Origin of the sequence: Desulfofundulus sp. TPOSR (assembly GCF_011393055.1) — a bacterium.
Lineage (GTDB): Bacteria > Bacillota > Desulfotomaculia > Desulfotomaculales > Desulfovirgulaceae > Desulfofundulus > Desulfofundulus kuznetsovii.
This window is the reverse complement of the sequence record NZ_JAAOEF010000001.1, coordinates 979,686-996,966: the sequence shown is the minus strand read 5'-3', so window position 1 is coordinate 996,966 and position 17,281 is coordinate 979,686. Positions and strand designations below refer to the sequence as shown.

Here is a 17,281-nt window from a genome sequence, read left to right as displayed (position 1 = left end):
TCTTAAAAACCCAGCGCCCGGTAGGCCGGTTTGTCGATCACGTTGTCCCGGGAAAGGTTGTGCATGGCCCGGAAACGGTAAACGCTTTCTTCCATGTCCCAGCGCCAGGTACCGTCAATCTTGCCTTTGAACAGCCCCAGCCGGGCCAGCGTCCGCTGGACCTCCATGACGTCGGAGCCGCAGAAGTCCCGGCGCAGGTCCCGAAAAGGCGGCTCCCGGTAGGTAAAGGGGTTGCCGATAATGATTACCTGCGCCCCCACGGGAACCAGGGGATACAGTTCCTCCACGTCCCGGTTGTGCATGCGGATGCACCCGTGGCTGGCGTAGCTGCCGATGGCCCAGGGCTTGTTGGTGCCGTGGATGCCGTACAGTCCCCAGGGGACGTCCAGCCCCAGCCAGCGGGAGCCGAAGCCCGTCCCCCAGTGCATGGCCTTGCGCACTACCCGGAAGTCGCCCAGGGGTGTGGGCGTCTCGAACTTGCCCACGGCCACGGGATACTGGCGGTGGGGCTGGCCGTCGAATAAGACCGTTAGGGTGCGCCGGGTGGTATCGATGAGAATGCTTACATCCTTTGCCGGAGGCCTGTCCTGCTGGCCGGTGGTTGGCCTGGTGGCAGTCTGGCCAATGGCGTTCCAGGTGGCCGGGATCTGGAGGATTTGTTCCTGTTCGCAGCAGCAGCGTTCAAAAGATCGTGTTTCCCCACTGGCCGGCACGGTCCCGTAAAGCAGGAATAAAAGTAGAGTAAACAACAAACACAACTTCTTTCCCGTCTTGCCCACCCCCGTTCAGCTGGTGGCTTGTTTTCACCTTAGTTATTTGCCCTCTGCCATTTTTTATGCACCATGTATTTTTCGCCTATTCCATCGTCAACATCCTCATCCTGTTTCCCGGCGTGCAGCAAAAAAATATAACCAGAAAAGGACCAGCAGAGGTAGGTGGTCCTTTTTTTGATTTTTCTCTGGCAGGATTTCCAGAATTAATGGAGAATCCCTTTATCCAGCGTGTCAAATCATGTTGAACAATGGCTGGAGTTGGGAGGATGAAGAAAGGGAAACTCTGTCGAGTGTTGTCCCTCGGGGCGGTTACCTGCCTGACCGCCGGTTTTTTGTTACTTTCCGGGCCGGGCGGTTCCCTGGCCGGTGGGCTACAGGAAGTTGTTTTTAAAGTGGGGGAAAAGAACTACTACGTAAATGAAAAAACTTTAACTATGGATGCCTCGCCCTTTATTGCCCAGGGGCGCACTTACGTGCCTTTACGTTACCTGGCATTGGCCCTGAATGTAGCTGAGAAGGATATCCTCTGGGATAAAAATACCAAGACCGTGTTGTTAACCAAAGACGGTGTTGAGTTAAGGCTTACGGTGGGCAGCAGGACCATAACGGTGAACGGGCAGGCAAAGGATATGGATGTGGCCCCGGTGATCAGGGACGGGCTCAGCTACCTGCCCGCCCGCCATGTGGCCGAGGCTTTAGGCTACCGGGTGGAATGGAACCAGCAAAACCGTACCGTGCTGCTCCAACCTGCTGTTCCAACGGGAGGCGGTACCACCAAGCCGGGTACCCTGGGTCAGGTGGTCGTCCAGGGCGATTTGGTAAATGTACGGAGCGGTCCCGGCTTGCAACATACGGTGGTGACCCAGGTAAACCGCGGGGATCGTCTGACGGTGTTGGGGAAGGTTCCCGACTGGTACCAGGTGCAGCTGCCCGGTGGAGGAACGGGCTGGATTGTAGCCTGGTATGTCCGGGAGGAAGGCCAGGTTGCCGATCCGGGGGATGGCCCCATTCCCGGAGGGCCGGTGCCGGGGGATGAAAATTCCCGGGGGGTACCCGGCGGGCGCCCCCGGCCGGGCGATGACGGCAATCAGGGACAGGATCCGGGCGGCATACCGGGGCAACAACCGCAAGACCCCCTGCCGGGCAATGAAGGGGAACAGAACCAGGGTCCGGCCGTAACCAGGCTTGATGTTACCGTGGCGGGTAAGGTCACCCGGGTTACGGTAGCGGCCGAAGGGGCCATGACTTACCATGTGTTCAAGTTGACTTCCCCCGACCGCCTGGTGGTGGATTTAACGGGTGTGCGTCCGGGCAACGTGCCGCCGGAAATGTCCGTAAACACAGAGACGGTGAACAGGTTGCGGGTGGGCTGGTTCAGCCGGTCCCCCGATGTTACCCGCCTGGTCTTCGACCTGACAGGGCCTGTGCGCTACCGGGCCAGCCTGTCCGCAGACGGGAGAACGCTGGAAATGCAAATTTATATCCCCGATCCCGGTGATGTTTTGCGGGATGTAGTTATTGCCATTGATCCCGGACACGGGGGGCCGGACCCCGGTGCCGTGGGCAACGGTTTAAAGGAAAAGGATATAACCTTGAGAATGGCCCAGCGGGTGGCCGGCTTGCTCTCGGCAAAGGGAGCCCGCCCCCTGCTTACCCGTAATGCCGATTATGAAGTGGGCCTGTACGAGCGGACGGACATGGCCAACCGGGCGGGGGCAGAAATATTTGTCAGCATTCATATTAACGCCAACATCAACCCCGCCGTCCAGGGTACGGCTACCTACATCCTCAGCCCTGCCGGAGGGGGAGATCCCAGCCGCCGGGAGGAAAGCCGCAAACTGGCCAGTTATATCCAGGCCCGGCTGGTACAAAGGCTCGGTTTGGAAAATGACGGGGTTTTGGAGGCCAATTTTGCCGTCTTGCGCACTTCGGCAATGCCCGCGGTGCTGGTGGAAGTAGCCTACATCACCAATCCCCAGGAGGCCGCCCTGTTGATCCAGGACTGGTTTGTGGAGGAGACCGCACAGGGCATAGTCCAGGGTATTATGGATTATTTAAGCGAGCGCTGGGGCTGAGAAAGTGGCAACTGGTTACTTTCCAGAAGGAAAAATCTATGTTATGATGATACAGGTCCTTTCACGGGCCTGTCTTTTTTGAACCGGAAAAAAGATCCTTGAACGAGTAAAAGCACGCCTCATTGAATAAATATTAAGATGGTACTATCCTGAACATAATTAAAGAAGGACAAGGAGAGAGCCTAAAATTGAGCGATCCCAGACCAATTGGTCTTTTTGATTCGGGAGTAGGGGGGCTCACCGTTTCCCGGCAGATTTTTCGCCTGATGCCCGGGGAATCCACCGTTTATTTTGGAGACAACGCCCATGTACCCTACGGGCCTCGCAAACCGGAAGAACTGATTGGGTTTGCCGAGAGCATCCTCACCTTCCTGGTGTCCTGCGGGGTGAAATACGTGATCTTTGCCTGCAACACCAACTCTTCCATTTCTCTGCCCGTGGTCAGGGAACGCTATGCGGTACCCATGATCGGCCTGATCGAGCCGGGGGTAAGGGAAGCGGTACGGGTGAGTACCGGGGGACGCATTGGGGTCATTGCCACGGAAGCCACCATCAAAAGCGGCGCTTACCAGCGGGCGTTGAAGGCTTTAAATCCGGAACTGGCGGTGTTCGGCCAGGCTGCCCCCCGCCTGGTACCCCTGGTGGAGGCGGGCCGGGCCGGTACCAGGGAGGCCCTGGAGGCGGTGTCCGAGTATGTGCAGCCATTAAAACAGGCCGGCATGGACACCCTCATTTTAGGTTGCACTCACTATCCGTTTCTGGAAGCCGAATTCCGGGAGGTGCTCGGCCCGGAGGTAAAACTGGTCGATCCCGCGGAAGCCACCATCATGGCCGCCCGGGAGGAGATGTCCCGGCTGGGGTTGTTAAACAATCCCGGCGGAGGGCCGGTGCAGCACCGTTATTTTGTCAGCGGTGATCCCCGGGTGTTTCAGGAGGCGGCCCGCCATTTTTTAGGGGAGGATATTCCATCCGTCCAGCAGGTGAAACTTGACTGAAGGTCGAATTCAGCGGCGGCAATGAAAAATTTAGTTATTTGGTGACATGGTGTGGTTGACAAGAGCAATGGGAGGGGAACCAGCGTGAAGTCCCGCCGGGTAGGCATTACCACCACCGTGCCCGTGGAGGTGATTTACGCCGCGGGTTGCATCCCGGTGGATTTAAACAACGTATTCATTACCGATCCCAACCCCGGGGGGTTGGTGGAGGAAGCGGAGCTGGCCGGCTACCCCCGCAATGTTTGCGCCTGGATCAAGGGGCTTTACAGCACTGCCCTGCGCCACCGGGATATCCGCACCCTGGTGGCGGTCACCCAGGGGGACTGCAGTAATACCCATGCCCTGATGGAAACTCTAGAATTAATTGGGGTGGAAGTGATTCCCTTTGCCTATCCCTTTGACCGGGACCGGGATCTCTTGGCCCTGCAGATTGAAAAACTCATGGACCGCTTTGGAGTGGACTGGGCCGCGGTGAACGGGGCCCGGGAGCGTTTGGATCAAATCCGGCGCAAAGTATGGGAGATCGACCGCCTCACCTGGCAGGAAAACCTGGTGAGCGGGTGGGACAACCATCTCTACCAGGTGAACTGCAGCGATTTTAAAGGGGACCCGGACGCTTTTGAGCGGGAAGTGGATGAATTTTTGGCCCGCCTGAAGGGGGCCGGGCCCCGCCGGGAAAAGATCCGCCTGGCTTACATAGGCGTGCCGCCGATCATGGACGATCTTTACGATTACCTGGAGGAGCGGGGTGCCCGGGTGGTTTATAACGAAACCCAGCGCCAGTTCACCCTGCCCTTTGAGACGGAGGATCTGGTGGAGCGCTACCGGTTGTACAGCTATCCCTACGGCATCTTTTACCGCCTGGAAGATATCGTCCGGGAAGTGGAAAGGCGCCGGGTGCACGGTGTCATCCACTACGCCCAGAGTTTTTGCTTCCGCCAGATTGAGGATCTCATCGTGAGGCAAAGGCTCAGGCTTCCCATCCTTACCCTGGAGGGGGACAAACCCAATCGTCTGGATGCCCGCACCCGCATGCGCCTGGATGCTTTCATTGAAATGTTGCAGTAAAGAGGTGTGTTCCTTTGTACTGTGGCGTTGACCTGGGCAGCCGCAATGTGAAAGTTGCTCTTATGGACGAAGAAGGCCGCCTGGAATTTTTCAAATTCGATACCGTCGCTTTTTACCGGGAGCACGGCCGGCTGGAAGAAGGCCAGCTGGCGGTGGATTTATCCGCCCTGCTGCCCGCTGGAACCAAACCCCGGGTGGTGGTCAGTACCGGTTACGGCCGCCAGACCGTAGCCTTGAAGGGAGCCAGGGTGATTCCCGAGATCAAGGCCCACGTTCTGGGGGCGGTCCACCTTACCGGGTTGTCCGACTTCACCCTGCTGGACCTGGGCGGGCAGGACAGCAAGGTGGCCCTGGTGCGGGGCGGCCGGCTGATAGATTTCCAGACCAACGACAAATGCGCCGCCAGTACCGGGCGTTACCTGGAAAATATGGCGGCCGTGCTCAACATCAGCCTGGACGAGCTCAGCCGCCATCACCAGAACCCGGTGGATCTCAGTTCTACCTGTGCCATTTTCGGGGAAACGGAGCTAATCGGCAAGGTGTTGGAAGGCCACCCCATTGGTTCCCTGGCTGCCGGGGTGAATTACACCATCTTCAAACGCATCCGGGCCATGCTGCTGCGCCTTTTCAGCGACACCCTGGTTTTTACCGGCGGTGTGGCTCAGAACGCCGCTCTAAGGGAGATTTTAGCTAAAGAGCTGGGGGTGCGGGTGGTGGTTCCCGATCACCCCCAGTATACCGGGGCGGTGGGCTGCTGTGTGGAAGCCAAGTTGGGAAGTGAGAAGTGAGAAGTGGGAGGTGTTATTATGCGGATCACTGTTCTCGGTTGCTGGGCTCCTTATCCGGCCGCGGGGGGGGCCTGTTCCGGCTATCTCCTGCAGGACGGCGGGGGCAATATCCTGCTGGATGCCGGCCACGGAACTTTCAGCCGCCTGGTACAGTTCATCCATCATTGCGACCTGCGGGCGGCGGTGATTACCCACCTGCATCCCGACCACTATGTGGACCTGCACTGTTTGCGCCACGCCACCGCCGCCGGGCTGCGGGAAAAACACCGCTGGCGTAAAGTGCAGCTTTTTTTGCCCTCGGAACCGGTACATATTTTTGAAGAGCTGTCCGCCTGTACCGATGCCTTTGATGTGGTGCCCATCGAATCCCTGCCGGAAGAAGAGGTGCCCCCGGGAATAAAGGTGCGCTGCGGGTCCGTAGGTCCGGTGCGGCTCTTCTTTTTGCCGGCCCGCCACAACCTGCCCGCCTATTCGGTGGGGGTGGAGGGATCGGGCTATTTTGTATATTCCGGGGACAGCGCACCCACCGAAGAACTGGCCGCCCTGGCCGAGGAAGCGGGCATTTTCCTTTGCGAAGCCTCGGGCCTGGACAAGGACGCTGAATTCCTGCGCTGCCGGCACATGACCGCCCGGCAAGCGGGAACCCTGGCCCGGCAGGCCCGGGTGAAGGAACTGATCATCACGCACTTTTATCCTGAATACGATCTCGCCGTTTTAAAGGCCGAAGCCGAGGCTGGTTTTGGCGGAACGGTGGAACTGGCTGCCGAAGGGGATACGTATTTCCTGTATTAATACTGAACCTGGACATACTAACTATATGGAACATAGGCACGGCAGCTTTTCAAAATAACAGATGTGTGGGAGGACGATTTATGGAAAGGGTAGACGGGAGAAAACCCGGTCAGATGAGGCCGGTGAAGATTACCAGGCATTTTAACAAATATGCCGAGGGTTCGGTCCTGGTGGAGGTGGGCGATACCCGGGTTATTTGCACGGCCACGGTTGAGGACAGGGTGCCTCCCTTCCGCCAGGATACGGGTATGGGCTGGGTGACTGCCGAATACGGCATGCTGCCCCGGGCCACAGGCGTGCGTACCTCCCGCGACCTTACCCGCGGCAAGGGCCGCACCCAGGAAATCCAGCGGCTCATTGGCCGTTCCCTGCGCTCGGTGGTGGATTTGTCCGCCCTTGGAGAGCGGACCGTGATCCTGGACTGCGATGTAATCCAGGCCGACGGGGGTACCCGCACCGCTTCCATTACCGGTGCCTTTGTGGCCCTGGTGGATGCCCTGGCCCACCTGGTGGGAGAGGGGTCGCTCCCCTATCTGCCTGTGAAAGATTTTGTGGCCGCTACCAGTGTGGGCCGGGTAAACGGAGAACTGGTTCTTGACCTGTGCTTTGCCGAGGATTCGGCCGCCGAAGTGGACATGAATGTGGTGATGACCGGTGAAGGCCGCCTGGTGGAAGTCCAGGGTACCGGGGAGGAAGCTTCCTTTACCCGGGAGGAATTGAACCGTATGCTGGACCTGGCAGCGGATGGCATCAGGCTGCTGGTGGATTATCAGAAGGAAGTCCTGGGCCCCGCCCTGGTCAGCCAAATTGGACCCAAAGGGGAAATGACTGATGAAACTGGTACTGGCCACACGCAATCAGGGTAAGGTAAGGGAACTGAACCAGCTGCTCTCCCCGCTGGGTTACGAGGTGGTTTCCCTGGATCAATATCCCGGTGTGCCGGAAATAATTGAGGACGGAGCCACGTTTAAAGACAATGCGGTGAAAAAGGCCACCGCGGTGGCCCGCTATACCGGCCAGCTGGCCCTGGCCGACGATTCGGGTCTGGAAGTGGATTATCTGGGGGGAGCGCCGGGGGTACACTCGGCCCGCTTTGCCGGTGAGGGGCATGACGACCGGGCCAACAATGAAAAGCTCTTAAGGCTTTTAGCCGGTGTTCCCCCCGAAAAGCGTACCGCCCGCTTTCGCTGTGTGGTGGCCGTGGCCACCCCGGAGGGGAGGGTTTTTACCGCGGAAGGAACCTGTGAGGGAGTGATTGCAGATAAACCCCGGGGTGAAGGAGGCTTTGGATACGATCCCCTCTTCTACGTACCCTCCTGCGGGAAAACCTTTGCCGAGCTGGACCCGGCGGTAAAAAACCGGATCAGTCATCGTGGCCGCGCCCTGGCCCTCATGCGGGAAATTCTGGCGGGTCTGCGCCATGAACTGGATGCAGGTTAAGCGGAAAGCAGGTGTTGTTTCATGCGCGTAGGTGTGGTTAGTGATACCCACGGAAGGGTGGACCGGGCTATCAAACTATTAAATCAGTTAGAACCACTGGATTTATTGCTCCATGCCGGAGATTATTACCGCGACGGCCGGCTGCTGGCGGAGGCGCTGAAAGTGCCCGTGCATGCCGTGGCCGGCAACTGCGATTTTGAAACGGGCGGCCCGGAGGAAGAGGTGCTGGCACTGGCGGGGAAAAAGGTATTTCTCACCCACGGCCATCTGTACCACGTGCATTTTTCCCTGCAGAAGCTCCTCTACCGGGCCCTGGAACTGCAGGCGGACGTGGTGGTTTTCGGGCATACCCACGTCCGCTACTGCCAGGAGCACGAAGGCATTTTGTTTTTCAACCCCGGCAGCGTTTACGCCCCCCGGGGGGAACACGGCCCGGGATGCGGCCTTCTGGTAATGGAGGGGCGGGAAGTTAAGCCGGGTTTTGGACCCTAAGGAATGGAAGCCGTGAACCTCCCCCGGGACAAGCCCGGTTTTTTCAATAAAAACATACCCCCGGCGTCTCGACCGCCAGGGGTTTTTCTATGCCAGGTGTTTAGCTGCGCATGATGATGCCTTCCAGCGCGTTGGCCACGTCTTCGCAACAATCCAGAATAGATTCCATCATGGCGTAAATTTCCTTGAACTGAATGATCTTTTTCAGATCACTATTTTCGTCAAAAAGGACCTGCAAACTTTCCCGGTAAAGCTGGTCTGCTTCTTTTTCCAGGTCGTTTATTCTAAACGTATGCCGGCGTATATCGTGGAGCTTTTTAGCAGCCAGCAACTGCACTGCTGCAACAATCTCTTCCGTGCAGTTTTCCACTATCCGGGCAAAAAGGCGCATGTACGGGTCCGGTTCTTTAATGCGGTATATGTCCAGCAGGTCGGCGCAGGCTTCCATGCCGTCCAGCACGTCATCCAGCTTTACCGTCAGCAGCATAATGTCTTCCCGTTCCAGCGGGGTAATGAAGGTCTGGTTTAACGCTTTGAAAATGGTGTGGGTATACTCGTCACCCCGGTCTTCCAAAAGCTTAATGTTTTCCGCGTAAGCTTCGGTGTTCTCCAGAAGCTCAACGTTTTCCCGGAAAAGCCTGGCCGCCTCCCTGATGTTTTCCGCAATCAGGAGGAAATGTTCGAAAAAAATATCGTGCTTGCGTTTTAGAATCATAGGAAAAATTGCCCCCACTTACTGTCCGGTGTTTGATCTCCTGAACCATTTTAAACGTTATGACGGTCAAAAGTCCAGAGGGATCGGCATGTAGGGACAAAAATTTTGTTATTGAATTATTAACAATCAGTGAGATCGGTGTTAATATACAGAGGGAATAGCCTGTCCAAACTTGTTGAAGAAAGGGGAATACCGGGTGCCTGACCCTCACCTCTTGCTGATCTTCGTGGTAATCGTCCTGGCACTGACCTTTGACTTTATCAACGGTTTTCATGATACGGCCAACGCCATCGCCACTTCCATTTCCACCAAGGCTCTGACGCCCCGGACGGCCATCGTCCTGGCTTCGGTGATGAATTTTGTGGGGGCTATGACCTTCACGGGCGTGGCCAAGACCATCGGCGGCAAAATTGCCGATCCTTTAAGCCTGAGCAACGGGCTGGTTATTGTGCTGGCAGCTCTTCTGGCGGCCAGTGCCTGGAACCTGATCACCTGGTACTACGGCCTCCCCAGCAGTTCCTCCCACGCCCTGATTGGTTCTTTAACCGGGGCTGTGATCGCCGCCGCCGGCTTCTCAGCGGTTAATTTCCACGGTTTCATCAATATCCTGAAAGCCCTGGTTTTCTCCCCGATCCTGGCCGTGGGCGTGGGTTTTACCATTATGACCTTAATCAAGCTAGTTTTTCGTAACGCCGTTCCTCACCGGATTAACCGGCGCTTCCGCATGCTCCAGGTCTTTACCGCCGCCTTCCAGGCCTTTTCCCACGGCACCAACGATGCCCAGAAAACCATGGGTATCATTACCTTTGCCCTGGTAGCCGGTGGTTTTCAAAGTTCACTTCACGTTCCATTTTGGGTCAAGCTTTCTGCCGCCCTGGCCATGGCGCTGGGCACCTCGGTGGGCGGCTGGAGGATCATCAAAACCGTCGGTACGCGCATCATCAAGCTGGAGCCCGGCAGCGGGTTTTCCGCCGACTTGAGTTCGGCCCTGGTGATCCTGGGAGCTACTTTGCTCAAGCTCCCGGTGAGCACCACCCACGTGATTTCCTCTTCGGTTATCGGCGTGGGTACGGCCAGGCGTTTTTCCACGGTCAAGTGGGGGACGGCGCAAAAGATCGTCCTGGCCTGGGTGGTGACGCTGCCAGTGACTGCCGTTCTGGCGGGGTTGTCCTACGGGCTGTGCGCCGGTATCGGCCGGCTGGCGGCAGTGTTTTAAAAAGGAAAAAGAGCAAAGTAATAGCTGCCAAGGTAGTTAGTTTTTTCCTTGCAAAAAGTAAATAATTTGCCTGCCGCGTAAAACAAAAAGAAACCCCCGTAAAGGGGGTTTTGCGGGTACGTTGCTTACCCGGGTATATATGAGCAAGGCGATTTTAACGGGGTTACTGGACGCCGGTCACCAGACCGACCTTCTTTTTCCAAATGATGCCCCGGATGGGAGCATACAAAAAGGCTGGCTACCCGGCCTACAGCCGGATTGCCAGCCTATCGTTGTTCGATTCGGCTGAAACCTAACTTACTACCCCTTTTATGCTACCAAAGGATCAAGCTCATGTCAATAGGTTTTTAACGTTTTTAACAAAAGCCCGTATCTCTGATATTTTCATTGACGATTGAGAACAATTATCAGGAAAATTGTCCTAAAAGCTATTGACAGAGGCTTGTGATTTTGGTAACATGAAGCCAAAGAAAAAATAGGCCGAATGGAACAACCATAGGCCGGTTTTCCTGGATATATGCCAGGAAGCCGGCCTTTTTCTCTTCCTCAAAATTTTAACGAAAGGGGAGAACGCCGATGGCGGGTAAACGTTCCCCTGCTGCCGTCCAAAGAGAGAAGATGGAAGACGTCGCCCTGCTGGCCGTCGACGTTGTGGGGGTATCCACTATTTCAGTTCTAACTATCATCCTTTACCTCAAGGCTTTCTCCCCCAATAATTACACTTTACTGGTTAATAAGCTGTTTTTTACGCTAAATAAACTGGAAAAACTTGCCGTACAAATGTCCACCTGGTAAAGAAAGGAGGTGAATTCCATGGGTAAGCTTCTGACTAAGATTTTCATCGTGCTCTTTTGCACCACTTCCGTAGGCCTGTGGCTTTTCTGGTTGCTTAGTGGTCAAGTTAAGGGCAAGGCTGGCTAAAATGCCAGGTAAAAAATTAAGAAAGGAGGAATCATGATGATTGGCGAGTACTTCACATGGGCTGCCGGGCTGGCCAAAAGTTCACCCTTTACTTATGCCGTGGTGAATGTGGGAACCATGGTGGTATTGGGTGTAGCCATCGGCCTGATTGCCGACGGGATCTTCAGGTTATTGCGTGTGGATCTGGGTTCCTACAAGAAAGAATTCGAAGATGAAAGCGCAGTTATCAAGCAATAAAACTCAAGCAATTATTCCGTTCATTCATGGGTTGCAATAATTGTCTTGAAGAAAGGGGTGTTGGGTTATGATGCACATGCCCGTTAGCGGTGTGGATATGGCCTGGTGGCCGCTGCTGCTGATTGGCTTTACCGTCGGGGTGGTGGGAGGCTTCTTCGGCATCGGCGGCGCCTGGCTGATCACGCCGGCATTAAACATCTTCGGTTTCCCCATGATTTATGCGGTGGGCACCGACATGACCCACCTGGTGGGTAAATCCATTATAGCCACCTTCAGACACTGGAAATTCGGCCACGTCAGTGTAATTATAGCGGTAGTGATGCTCATTGGCACCTTCTCCGGCATTGAAACCGGCGCCCAAATCCTCTACTGGCTCACGCAAAAGGGCATTGCCGGAAGCGTGGTACGTTACCTGTACATGATCTTGCTGGCCTCCATCGGTATCTTCATGCTTTCGGAATACTTGCGGGTAAGAAAGCTGGAAAAGGAAGCGGGCAAGCAGGTTAAAGACATCGTCGGCACTGCCTGGTCCCGCTGGATCCAGGACACCCTCAACATCTGGCCTACCTTCTACTGCCCCATTGCCAGGATGCGCGTCTCCATGTGGGCCATTCTCTTCGTGGGCGTAGTCACCGGTTTTGTAGCCGGTATCCTCGGGGTCGGCGGTGGCATCATCCGTGTACCCGCGTTGATTTACCTGATGGGTGTACCGACAAAGATTGCCGTGGGTACCGACCTGTTTGAAGTAATGTTCTCGGGAGCTTACGGCGCCTTTACGTACAGCTTGAAGGGCGGTGTGGAACTGGTTGCCGCAGTAATCATGCTTCTGGGAGCCAGCGTGGGTGCCCAGTTCGGTACTGTTTGTACCAAGTATGTGTACGGCATCACCATCCGCCTGATCTTTACCATCGCTACCTTCTTTGCCTGTACCTCGGTAATTCTCAAGGAAATTTCCTCCCGCTATGCGGCAATTTACAAGAAACCCTTTGAGGCTTTCCTCGCGAAACAAGGGCTTACACCTGCTGAAATCTCCGCCATATACGCGAAAAAGAGCGCCGTTTATCATTACATGGTAGAGGTAGCCAACAAGCCCGATTGGTGGGCCGCGTACACGAAGGACTACCTCTGGAACCAGGCGGGGGGTATCCTGATGCTTACCGCCGCCACGGGTATCTGCGCCTACATTCTCATCCAGCTCTACCTGGGCGTGGCCAGAGAAGTCAAGGAAAAGCGCCTGCGCGAGCAGGAAACTGCCAAGATGAAAGCATAAAGCTTATCTCCCGCAGGGAAGGAGTCCCGGTATATAGCCGGGGCTCCTTATTTTTATAGACCCGGGGGCTTGGGGCGCCAGAACTTATCGGGTTCTTCCGGGTTCCAGTAGGCATCACAGTCCAGGCAGCAGTATTTCCCCAGGGGCGGGATAAGGCATACAAACAGGCCACAAAGTAAAGCAATGGGAATCATGTTGCGTATCCACGGGTAAAAGTAGCCCAGCAGGAAAAAGAATAGTGCTCCCCCAAATCCCAGGCCCAACCCGGCTGCCAGCCTGATAATACGTCCGCGGGTGGTGTTTTTTGAACCACAGGCGGGGCAAGGAGGCGTCTTGATTTTTAGAAAAGATAAACCCACAGCGGATTCCCCCATTCATATGTTTGTGAAATAATTCGCTAATTATCTCGTTTTCCCTATTTAAATAACGTAAAAAATTTTTGGGGAGCCGAATTTTTTAATCTTTTAAATTTTGCGATTTCCATTGACCCTTGACAGGTGGTGTATTATTATTTAAGTTAAAGAAAATGTACCTTGAAAAATAAAAATTGGGTATTGGGGGGAAGATCCATGTGGATGGGGGAGTGGGAGTGTTCTCCTAACCAGGTGGAAGAATCAAGCTTGCTGTGCGACCTTATTGACGTCCTGGGTTCTTTCGTCAGCGGCGCTCTAATGGTTATATGGCTTTCCCGTATGCTGGGACCAATCGTAGCATAGTACTAAGGTTATACGCATTTTAAAGGAAATTTTTTTCTCCTCCACTTTACAGAGGCTTGTCCTTTTGGTAACATAAAGAGAAAGGGCCGAATGGAACAACCATAGGCCGGTATCCTGGTAATTACCGGGGTATCGGCCTATTTGTCTTACAGACAACAACCCCCTCTCCCCTCACTTCACCCCCAAACCCGCATTTGAAATATTACCTTGAATGTGGCCTCCTTTTCAAGGGGCCTTTCCTTTTTGGTAACTACCAAGGAGAAAAAATAAACCATTAAGTTTAAAAAGATTTTTCACTGGCCGGAAGGCGAATATTTTTTACCCGTATAGAAGGAATGTTTACGGCACAAGCGAAATATTTCACAAGTAGGAAGTAATTGCGGGCGGGAAAGGGGAGGTGCCAGGATGGTAAATTTCCGGCCCCAGAGTTTCAAGCTGCAGCTGATAAGTATAGTGGCCATATTGTTGATTGTTCCCGTGCTGGTGATGCTATACGATATTCTTTTTGCTTCCCGGACGGATGACCAGTTGATCAAGGACATGCAAAACCGGCTGGTTGCGCTGGGTGATCATCTGGGCGAACAGATGGAGGCCCGTGCTCTGGAGCAATGGAAAGCCAATCCCCGTCCAGACTTAACCGGTTTTCTGGTGGATGAGTTTAACCGTTTGGCTGCCCCCCTCACCAGCAGTCACCCGGGAATTCGTTGCGGTCTATATATCACCGGTCAGGAACGCATTTGGGTGCAGGGGTTTCTCCACGAATACCGGCCCCGCCAACCGGAAACGCCTGAAGAGCGGGTAGAACGCATTTTTAGGGAAGCTGAGGAAGGCATTAAGGCCGTGCTGGCCGGGGGCCAGCCGATTACCAGGATCGGCCAGACCTGGGATGACCAGTTTCTTGAGTACCTGGTGCCGGTGCGTATCCAGGGAAAAGTGGTGGCTGTGGTCTGGGTTGAGGAGCGGCTGCACCCCCTCTTTGCCCGGAGTGCCCGGGTGCGTCTTTTGCTGCGCTACGCCACTTTAGGAATCTTTAGTTTTGCGGTGGTGGCCACCCTCGCCAGCATTCTTTCCCTGGTACGGGGAGTGGGCCGGTTGAAGGAGGGATTGCTGGAACTGGAGAAAAACCTGGAAGCAAGGATCCCGGAAATGCCCGGGGAACTGGGGGAAATCGGCCGGGCCGTCAACCAGATGGCGGCAAACCTGGCGGAAAAGGAGCAACTGGTGGAGCACCTGCGTCGTTCCGAACACCTGGCGGCCCTGGGCCGGCTGGTTACCGATATTGCCCACGAGTTGCGCGCTCCCATCGGCATCATGCAGTCCACGGTGGAGGTGGTCAGGCCTTCCCTGGAGAAAGATGAGGGGATGAAAGAACCGCTGGCCATCATAGAAGAACAAATTGGCCGCTTAAATGGGCTCATTGGCGAACTGCTGGACTTTGGGCGACCGGGCAGCGGCATGAAGGAAATAAATCTGAACGATTTGATATCCGAAATTGCCGTTGCCAGCAGAGCGTATTTGAGCCAAAACGGGGTGGAATTAAATTTATCCCTGGCCGATGGTTTGCCGCCGGTAAGGGGCAACCGGGAGAAGCTCCAGCAGGTGTTTTTAAATTTGATCGTTAATGCTATACAGGCCATGTCCGGTGGTGGCCGCCTCGATATAGAAACTTTTGCTTCTAAAGACGGGGTTTGTGCGGTTTTCAGGGATACCGGGGAGGGCATTCCTCCCGAGGATTTGGAGCATATCTTCCAGCCCTTCTTTAGCCGCAAAACCAGGGGGAGTGGTTTGGGCCTGGCCATCAGCCAGGAAATTGTCCGCATCCACGGAGGATCGATCACGGTGGAAAGCCATCCCGGCCAGGGCACGGTCTTTACCGTGTGCCTGCCGGTTAGGAGTAATGGAGAAAAGGAGGGTTAACCCATGGCCCGGGTTCTGGTTATTGACGACGAGAAGGGGATGTGCTGGGCGCTGAGAAAGGCTTTAATGGATGAAGGTTATGAGGTGCTCACCGCCAATAGCGGTCCGGAAGGGTTGAATTTACTGGCCAAAGAGGAAGTAGATTTAGTGCTTCTGGATATCAAGATGCCGGGGATGAGCGGTCTGGAGGTCCTGGAGCACATCCGGAAGAAGGATGAAAAGCTGCCGGTAATCATTATGACCGCGTTAAGCAGCTTGCCCACCGCACTGGAAGCCCTGCAACGGGGCGCCAGTGGTTATGTAACCAAACCCTTTCAATTGAGCAATCTTAAGGATACGGTAACCAAAGTCCTTTCCGTTACCTGAGTTATCCCCACTTTCCAACTACCCTGTTTTGGCTCCCGCTCGCTCCAGTGAGCCTCGCGGGCCAAACTAGTGCTCGGCTCAAAGCTCCGGCAGGCTTCCCGGCAAATTCGGCATCCTGCCTCAGTTGCCGGCCTCGGGCATCCATGCCCTCGGGCCTGCCTTCGCTTTTCGCCTCGCTAAGTTTGGCTAGCCGCTCGGCTCAAGTCGCTCGCTACCGAGCCAAAACAGGGGCTTAAAAAAACTGGGGATACTTCAGTTCCGTTACCAGTTGACAATATTGCGCTGATTTGTTATCCTCAAAATAGGTCGGGTTTCCGGGTTGGAACAGACAATCAAGCAATATGAGCAGCCGAATCGAACAACGATAGGCTGGCCTGTCCGGTTACTTGGGTGACCGGCGAGGTCAGCCTTTGTTTTTGCAGTTAAGTTTTTTAGAGAAAAAGTAAAAAAATTAAGACAAGGTAGAGTAGTTGACGGAAAGAGGGCTCTATGATATTGTTTTTGTGAAATAATACACAATTTCAGGCTATTTATTTCCTATCAGGGCTGTTCATCCTGAAGAAACCATAACTGGACAGTGAAAACGGACCGGGCCGGGAAAACCTCCAGGGGAGGGGAAGTAAAATGACAAAAGAGGTCGGTACCCCGCAGGGATTTACCAACCGGGAAATGCAGTTAATAAAATTCATCCGGGAACTGGGCTGGGGGGAAGTCAGGTTGCGGGTGGAAAACGGCCAGCCGGTTTTGATATACGAAGCCATCAGAACAGTAAAACTGGAAGAGGATGCCCTTTTCAGCAAGGGCCGCAAAAAACAGGCCCCCGTGTGACATCCCCTTTTAAAAAATTAAAGGACATCCCATCGCGAGACGGCGGTGCTTAACGCAGGTCAGCCGGCATTCCCCGGATAACCCGGATGATCATCACCTTGGCCTTGAGGGATGCCACGCTAATGCCCTGGGAGCATTGAGCGCTCTAGGGAACGTATAATTCCGGTTTTGGTGATTTTAGCGGTTTAGTTATGTTTTATTTCCTGATAATTGTTTTGACTTCCACAGATGTTTTCGCTATAATATAGTTGCTGCCGACAATTTATACTTTTTCTTATCGAGCGGGTGTAGCTCAATGGTAGAGCACCGGCCTTCCAAGCCGGGTACGTGGGTTCGATTCCCATCACCCGCTCCAGTTTTTGATCTTAATGCTTTTTACTGTACCCGGCAGAATATCTGTTTCATTTTTGCTATCAACTTCTATCAAGTAGCGATAAAAGCGACAGCAAAAGCAGTTCACGCTCTCCGAGAGGCCGGGCATCCCCACCTGCCCGGCTGACGGGGCAGGCGGACCGCGGGCTTCTGGAGTCCCGCCCGAAACAGTGACCGCCAAACCGGTACGTCATCCGGCAGACCCGAAAGGCCCACCGTCTTTATACAGCCTGACGGCTTCCAAACGGCGGGGTGGTCTTATCGCCCAAAGGCTCCCACCTGAAGGACAGGAACGGTTTG

At 54.8% G+C, this 17,281-nt stretch carries 19 protein-coding genes and 1 tRNA gene; 17 read left to right on the top strand and 3 right to left on the bottom strand.

The window, feature by feature from the left end; genetic code table 11:
* Positions 1-2: 2 nt before the first annotated feature.
* A complete protein-coding gene (locus G7K71_RS05000) occupies positions 3-749 on the bottom strand; it encodes a L,D-transpeptidase family protein (protein ID WP_243174567.1) in 747 nt (248 codons plus the stop codon).
* A gap of 290 nt (positions 750-1,039) precedes the next feature.
* Between G7K71_RS05000 and G7K71_RS04995 the strand changes: the two genes are divergently transcribed.
* From G7K71_RS04995 to G7K71_RS04960, 8 genes are all read left to right on the top strand, one after another.
* Positions 1,040-2,848: an N-acetylmuramoyl-L-alanine amidase gene (locus tag G7K71_RS04995; protein ID WP_166343936.1), complete on the top strand. Its 1,809-nt coding sequence runs from the start codon at positions 1,040-1,042 to the stop codon at positions 2,846-2,848.
* 188 nt (positions 2,849-3,036) lie between these two features.
* A complete protein-coding gene (murI, locus tag G7K71_RS04990) occupies positions 3,037-3,843 on the top strand; it encodes a glutamate racemase (RefSeq protein WP_013821510.1) in 807 nt (268 codons plus the stop codon).
* Between the two features lie 84 nt (positions 3,844-3,927).
* Positions 3,928-4,911, top strand: coding sequence for a 2-hydroxyacyl-CoA dehydratase family protein (locus tag G7K71_RS04985; protein ID WP_013821511.1), 984 nt, complete (start codon positions 3,928-3,930; stop codon positions 4,909-4,911).
* A gap of 14 nt (positions 4,912-4,925) precedes the next feature.
* On the top strand, positions 4,926-5,699 hold the full coding sequence (locus G7K71_RS04980) for an acyl-CoA dehydratase activase (RefSeq protein ID WP_013821512.1): 774 nt from the start codon (positions 4,926-4,928) through the stop codon (positions 5,697-5,699).
* An 18-nt stretch (positions 5,700-5,717) separates the two neighbouring features.
* A complete protein-coding gene (locus G7K71_RS04975) occupies positions 5,718-6,491 on the top strand; it encodes an MBL fold metallo-hydrolase (protein WP_013821513.1) in 774 nt (257 codons plus the stop codon).
* Between the two features lie 80 nt (positions 6,492-6,571).
* Positions 6,572-7,357, top strand: coding sequence for a ribonuclease PH (gene rph, locus G7K71_RS04970; protein ID WP_166343934.1), 786 nt, complete (start codon positions 6,572-6,574; stop codon positions 7,355-7,357).
* On the top strand, positions 7,323-7,931 hold the full coding sequence (locus G7K71_RS04965; protein WP_166343932.1) for an XTP/dITP diphosphatase: 609 nt from the start codon (positions 7,323-7,325) through the stop codon (positions 7,929-7,931). The genes rph and G7K71_RS04965 overlap by 35 nt, the downstream gene beginning before the upstream one ends.
* A gap of 21 nt (positions 7,932-7,952) precedes the next feature.
* Positions 7,953-8,423 carry a metallophosphoesterase gene (locus G7K71_RS04960; protein ID WP_166343930.1) on the top strand — a complete coding sequence of 157 codons (471 nt, stop codon included), beginning with the start codon at positions 7,953-7,955 and terminating at the stop codon, positions 8,421-8,423.
* Positions 8,424-8,523: 100 nt separating this feature from the next.
* On the opposite strand, the gene G7K71_RS04955 is transcribed toward G7K71_RS04960, so the two are convergent.
* Positions 8,524-9,138, bottom strand: coding sequence for a DUF47 domain-containing protein (locus G7K71_RS04955; protein ID WP_013821517.1), 615 nt, complete (start codon positions 9,136-9,138; stop codon positions 8,524-8,526).
* A 196-nt stretch (positions 9,139-9,334) separates the two neighbouring features.
* On the opposite strand from G7K71_RS04955, the gene G7K71_RS04950 reads away from it, so the two are divergent.
* The 4 genes from G7K71_RS04950 (at position 9,335) to G7K71_RS04935 (ending at position 12,782) form a co-directional block, all read left to right on the top strand.
* Entirely contained in the window at positions 9,335-10,354 is a 1,020-nt protein-coding gene (locus G7K71_RS04950) for an inorganic phosphate transporter (protein ID WP_166343928.1), read from the top strand.
* A gap of 576 nt (positions 10,355-10,930) precedes the next feature.
* Positions 10,931-11,149 carry a hypothetical protein gene (locus G7K71_RS04945; RefSeq protein WP_013821519.1) on the top strand — a complete coding sequence of 73 codons (219 nt, stop codon included), beginning with the start codon at positions 10,931-10,933 and terminating at the stop codon, positions 11,147-11,149.
* A gap of 159 nt (positions 11,150-11,308) precedes the next feature.
* Positions 11,309-11,512: a hypothetical protein gene (locus tag G7K71_RS04940; RefSeq protein WP_243174565.1), complete on the top strand. Its 204-nt coding sequence runs from the start codon at positions 11,309-11,311 to the stop codon at positions 11,510-11,512.
* Between the two features lie 67 nt (positions 11,513-11,579).
* Positions 11,580-12,782 (top strand): sulfite exporter TauE/SafE family protein, encoded by a 1,203-nt coding sequence (locus G7K71_RS04935; RefSeq protein ID WP_166343926.1) that lies wholly within the window; start codon positions 11,580-11,582, stop codon positions 12,780-12,782.
* 53 nt (positions 12,783-12,835) lie between these two features.
* Here the strand turns inward: G7K71_RS04935 and G7K71_RS04930 are convergent, their stop codons facing one another.
* Complete coding sequence (locus G7K71_RS04930) at positions 12,836-13,141, bottom strand: hypothetical protein (protein ID WP_013821523.1); 306 nt, start codon at positions 13,139-13,141, stop codon at positions 12,836-12,838.
* Positions 13,142-13,351: 210 nt separating this feature from the next.
* Between G7K71_RS04930 and G7K71_RS04925 the strand changes: the two genes are divergently transcribed.
* From G7K71_RS04925 to G7K71_RS04905, 5 genes are all read left to right on the top strand, one after another.
* The gene (locus G7K71_RS04925; protein WP_013821524.1) at positions 13,352-13,498 is read left to right on the top strand and encodes a hypothetical protein; all 147 of its coding nucleotides are present in this window, start codon (positions 13,352-13,354) and stop codon (positions 13,496-13,498) included.
* A 405-nt stretch (positions 13,499-13,903) separates the two neighbouring features.
* The gene (locus tag G7K71_RS04920; RefSeq protein ID WP_166343924.1) at positions 13,904-15,415 is read left to right on the top strand and encodes an ATP-binding protein; all 1,512 of its coding nucleotides are present in this window, start codon (positions 13,904-13,906) and stop codon (positions 15,413-15,415) included.
* A 3-nt stretch (positions 15,416-15,418) separates the two neighbouring features.
* A complete protein-coding gene (locus tag G7K71_RS04915) occupies positions 15,419-15,781 on the top strand; it encodes a sigma-54 dependent transcriptional regulator (RefSeq protein WP_166343922.1) in 363 nt (120 codons plus the stop codon).
* 624 nt (positions 15,782-16,405) lie between these two features.
* Positions 16,406-16,609, top strand: a complete 204-nt coding sequence (locus tag G7K71_RS04910; RefSeq protein ID WP_013821527.1) for a hypothetical protein — start codon at positions 16,406-16,408, stop codon at positions 16,607-16,609.
* Between the two features lie 281 nt (positions 16,610-16,890).
* Positions 16,891-16,964: transfer RNA gene (locus tag G7K71_RS04905), tRNA-Gly, on the top strand.
* Positions 16,965-17,281: the final 317 nt, after the last annotated feature.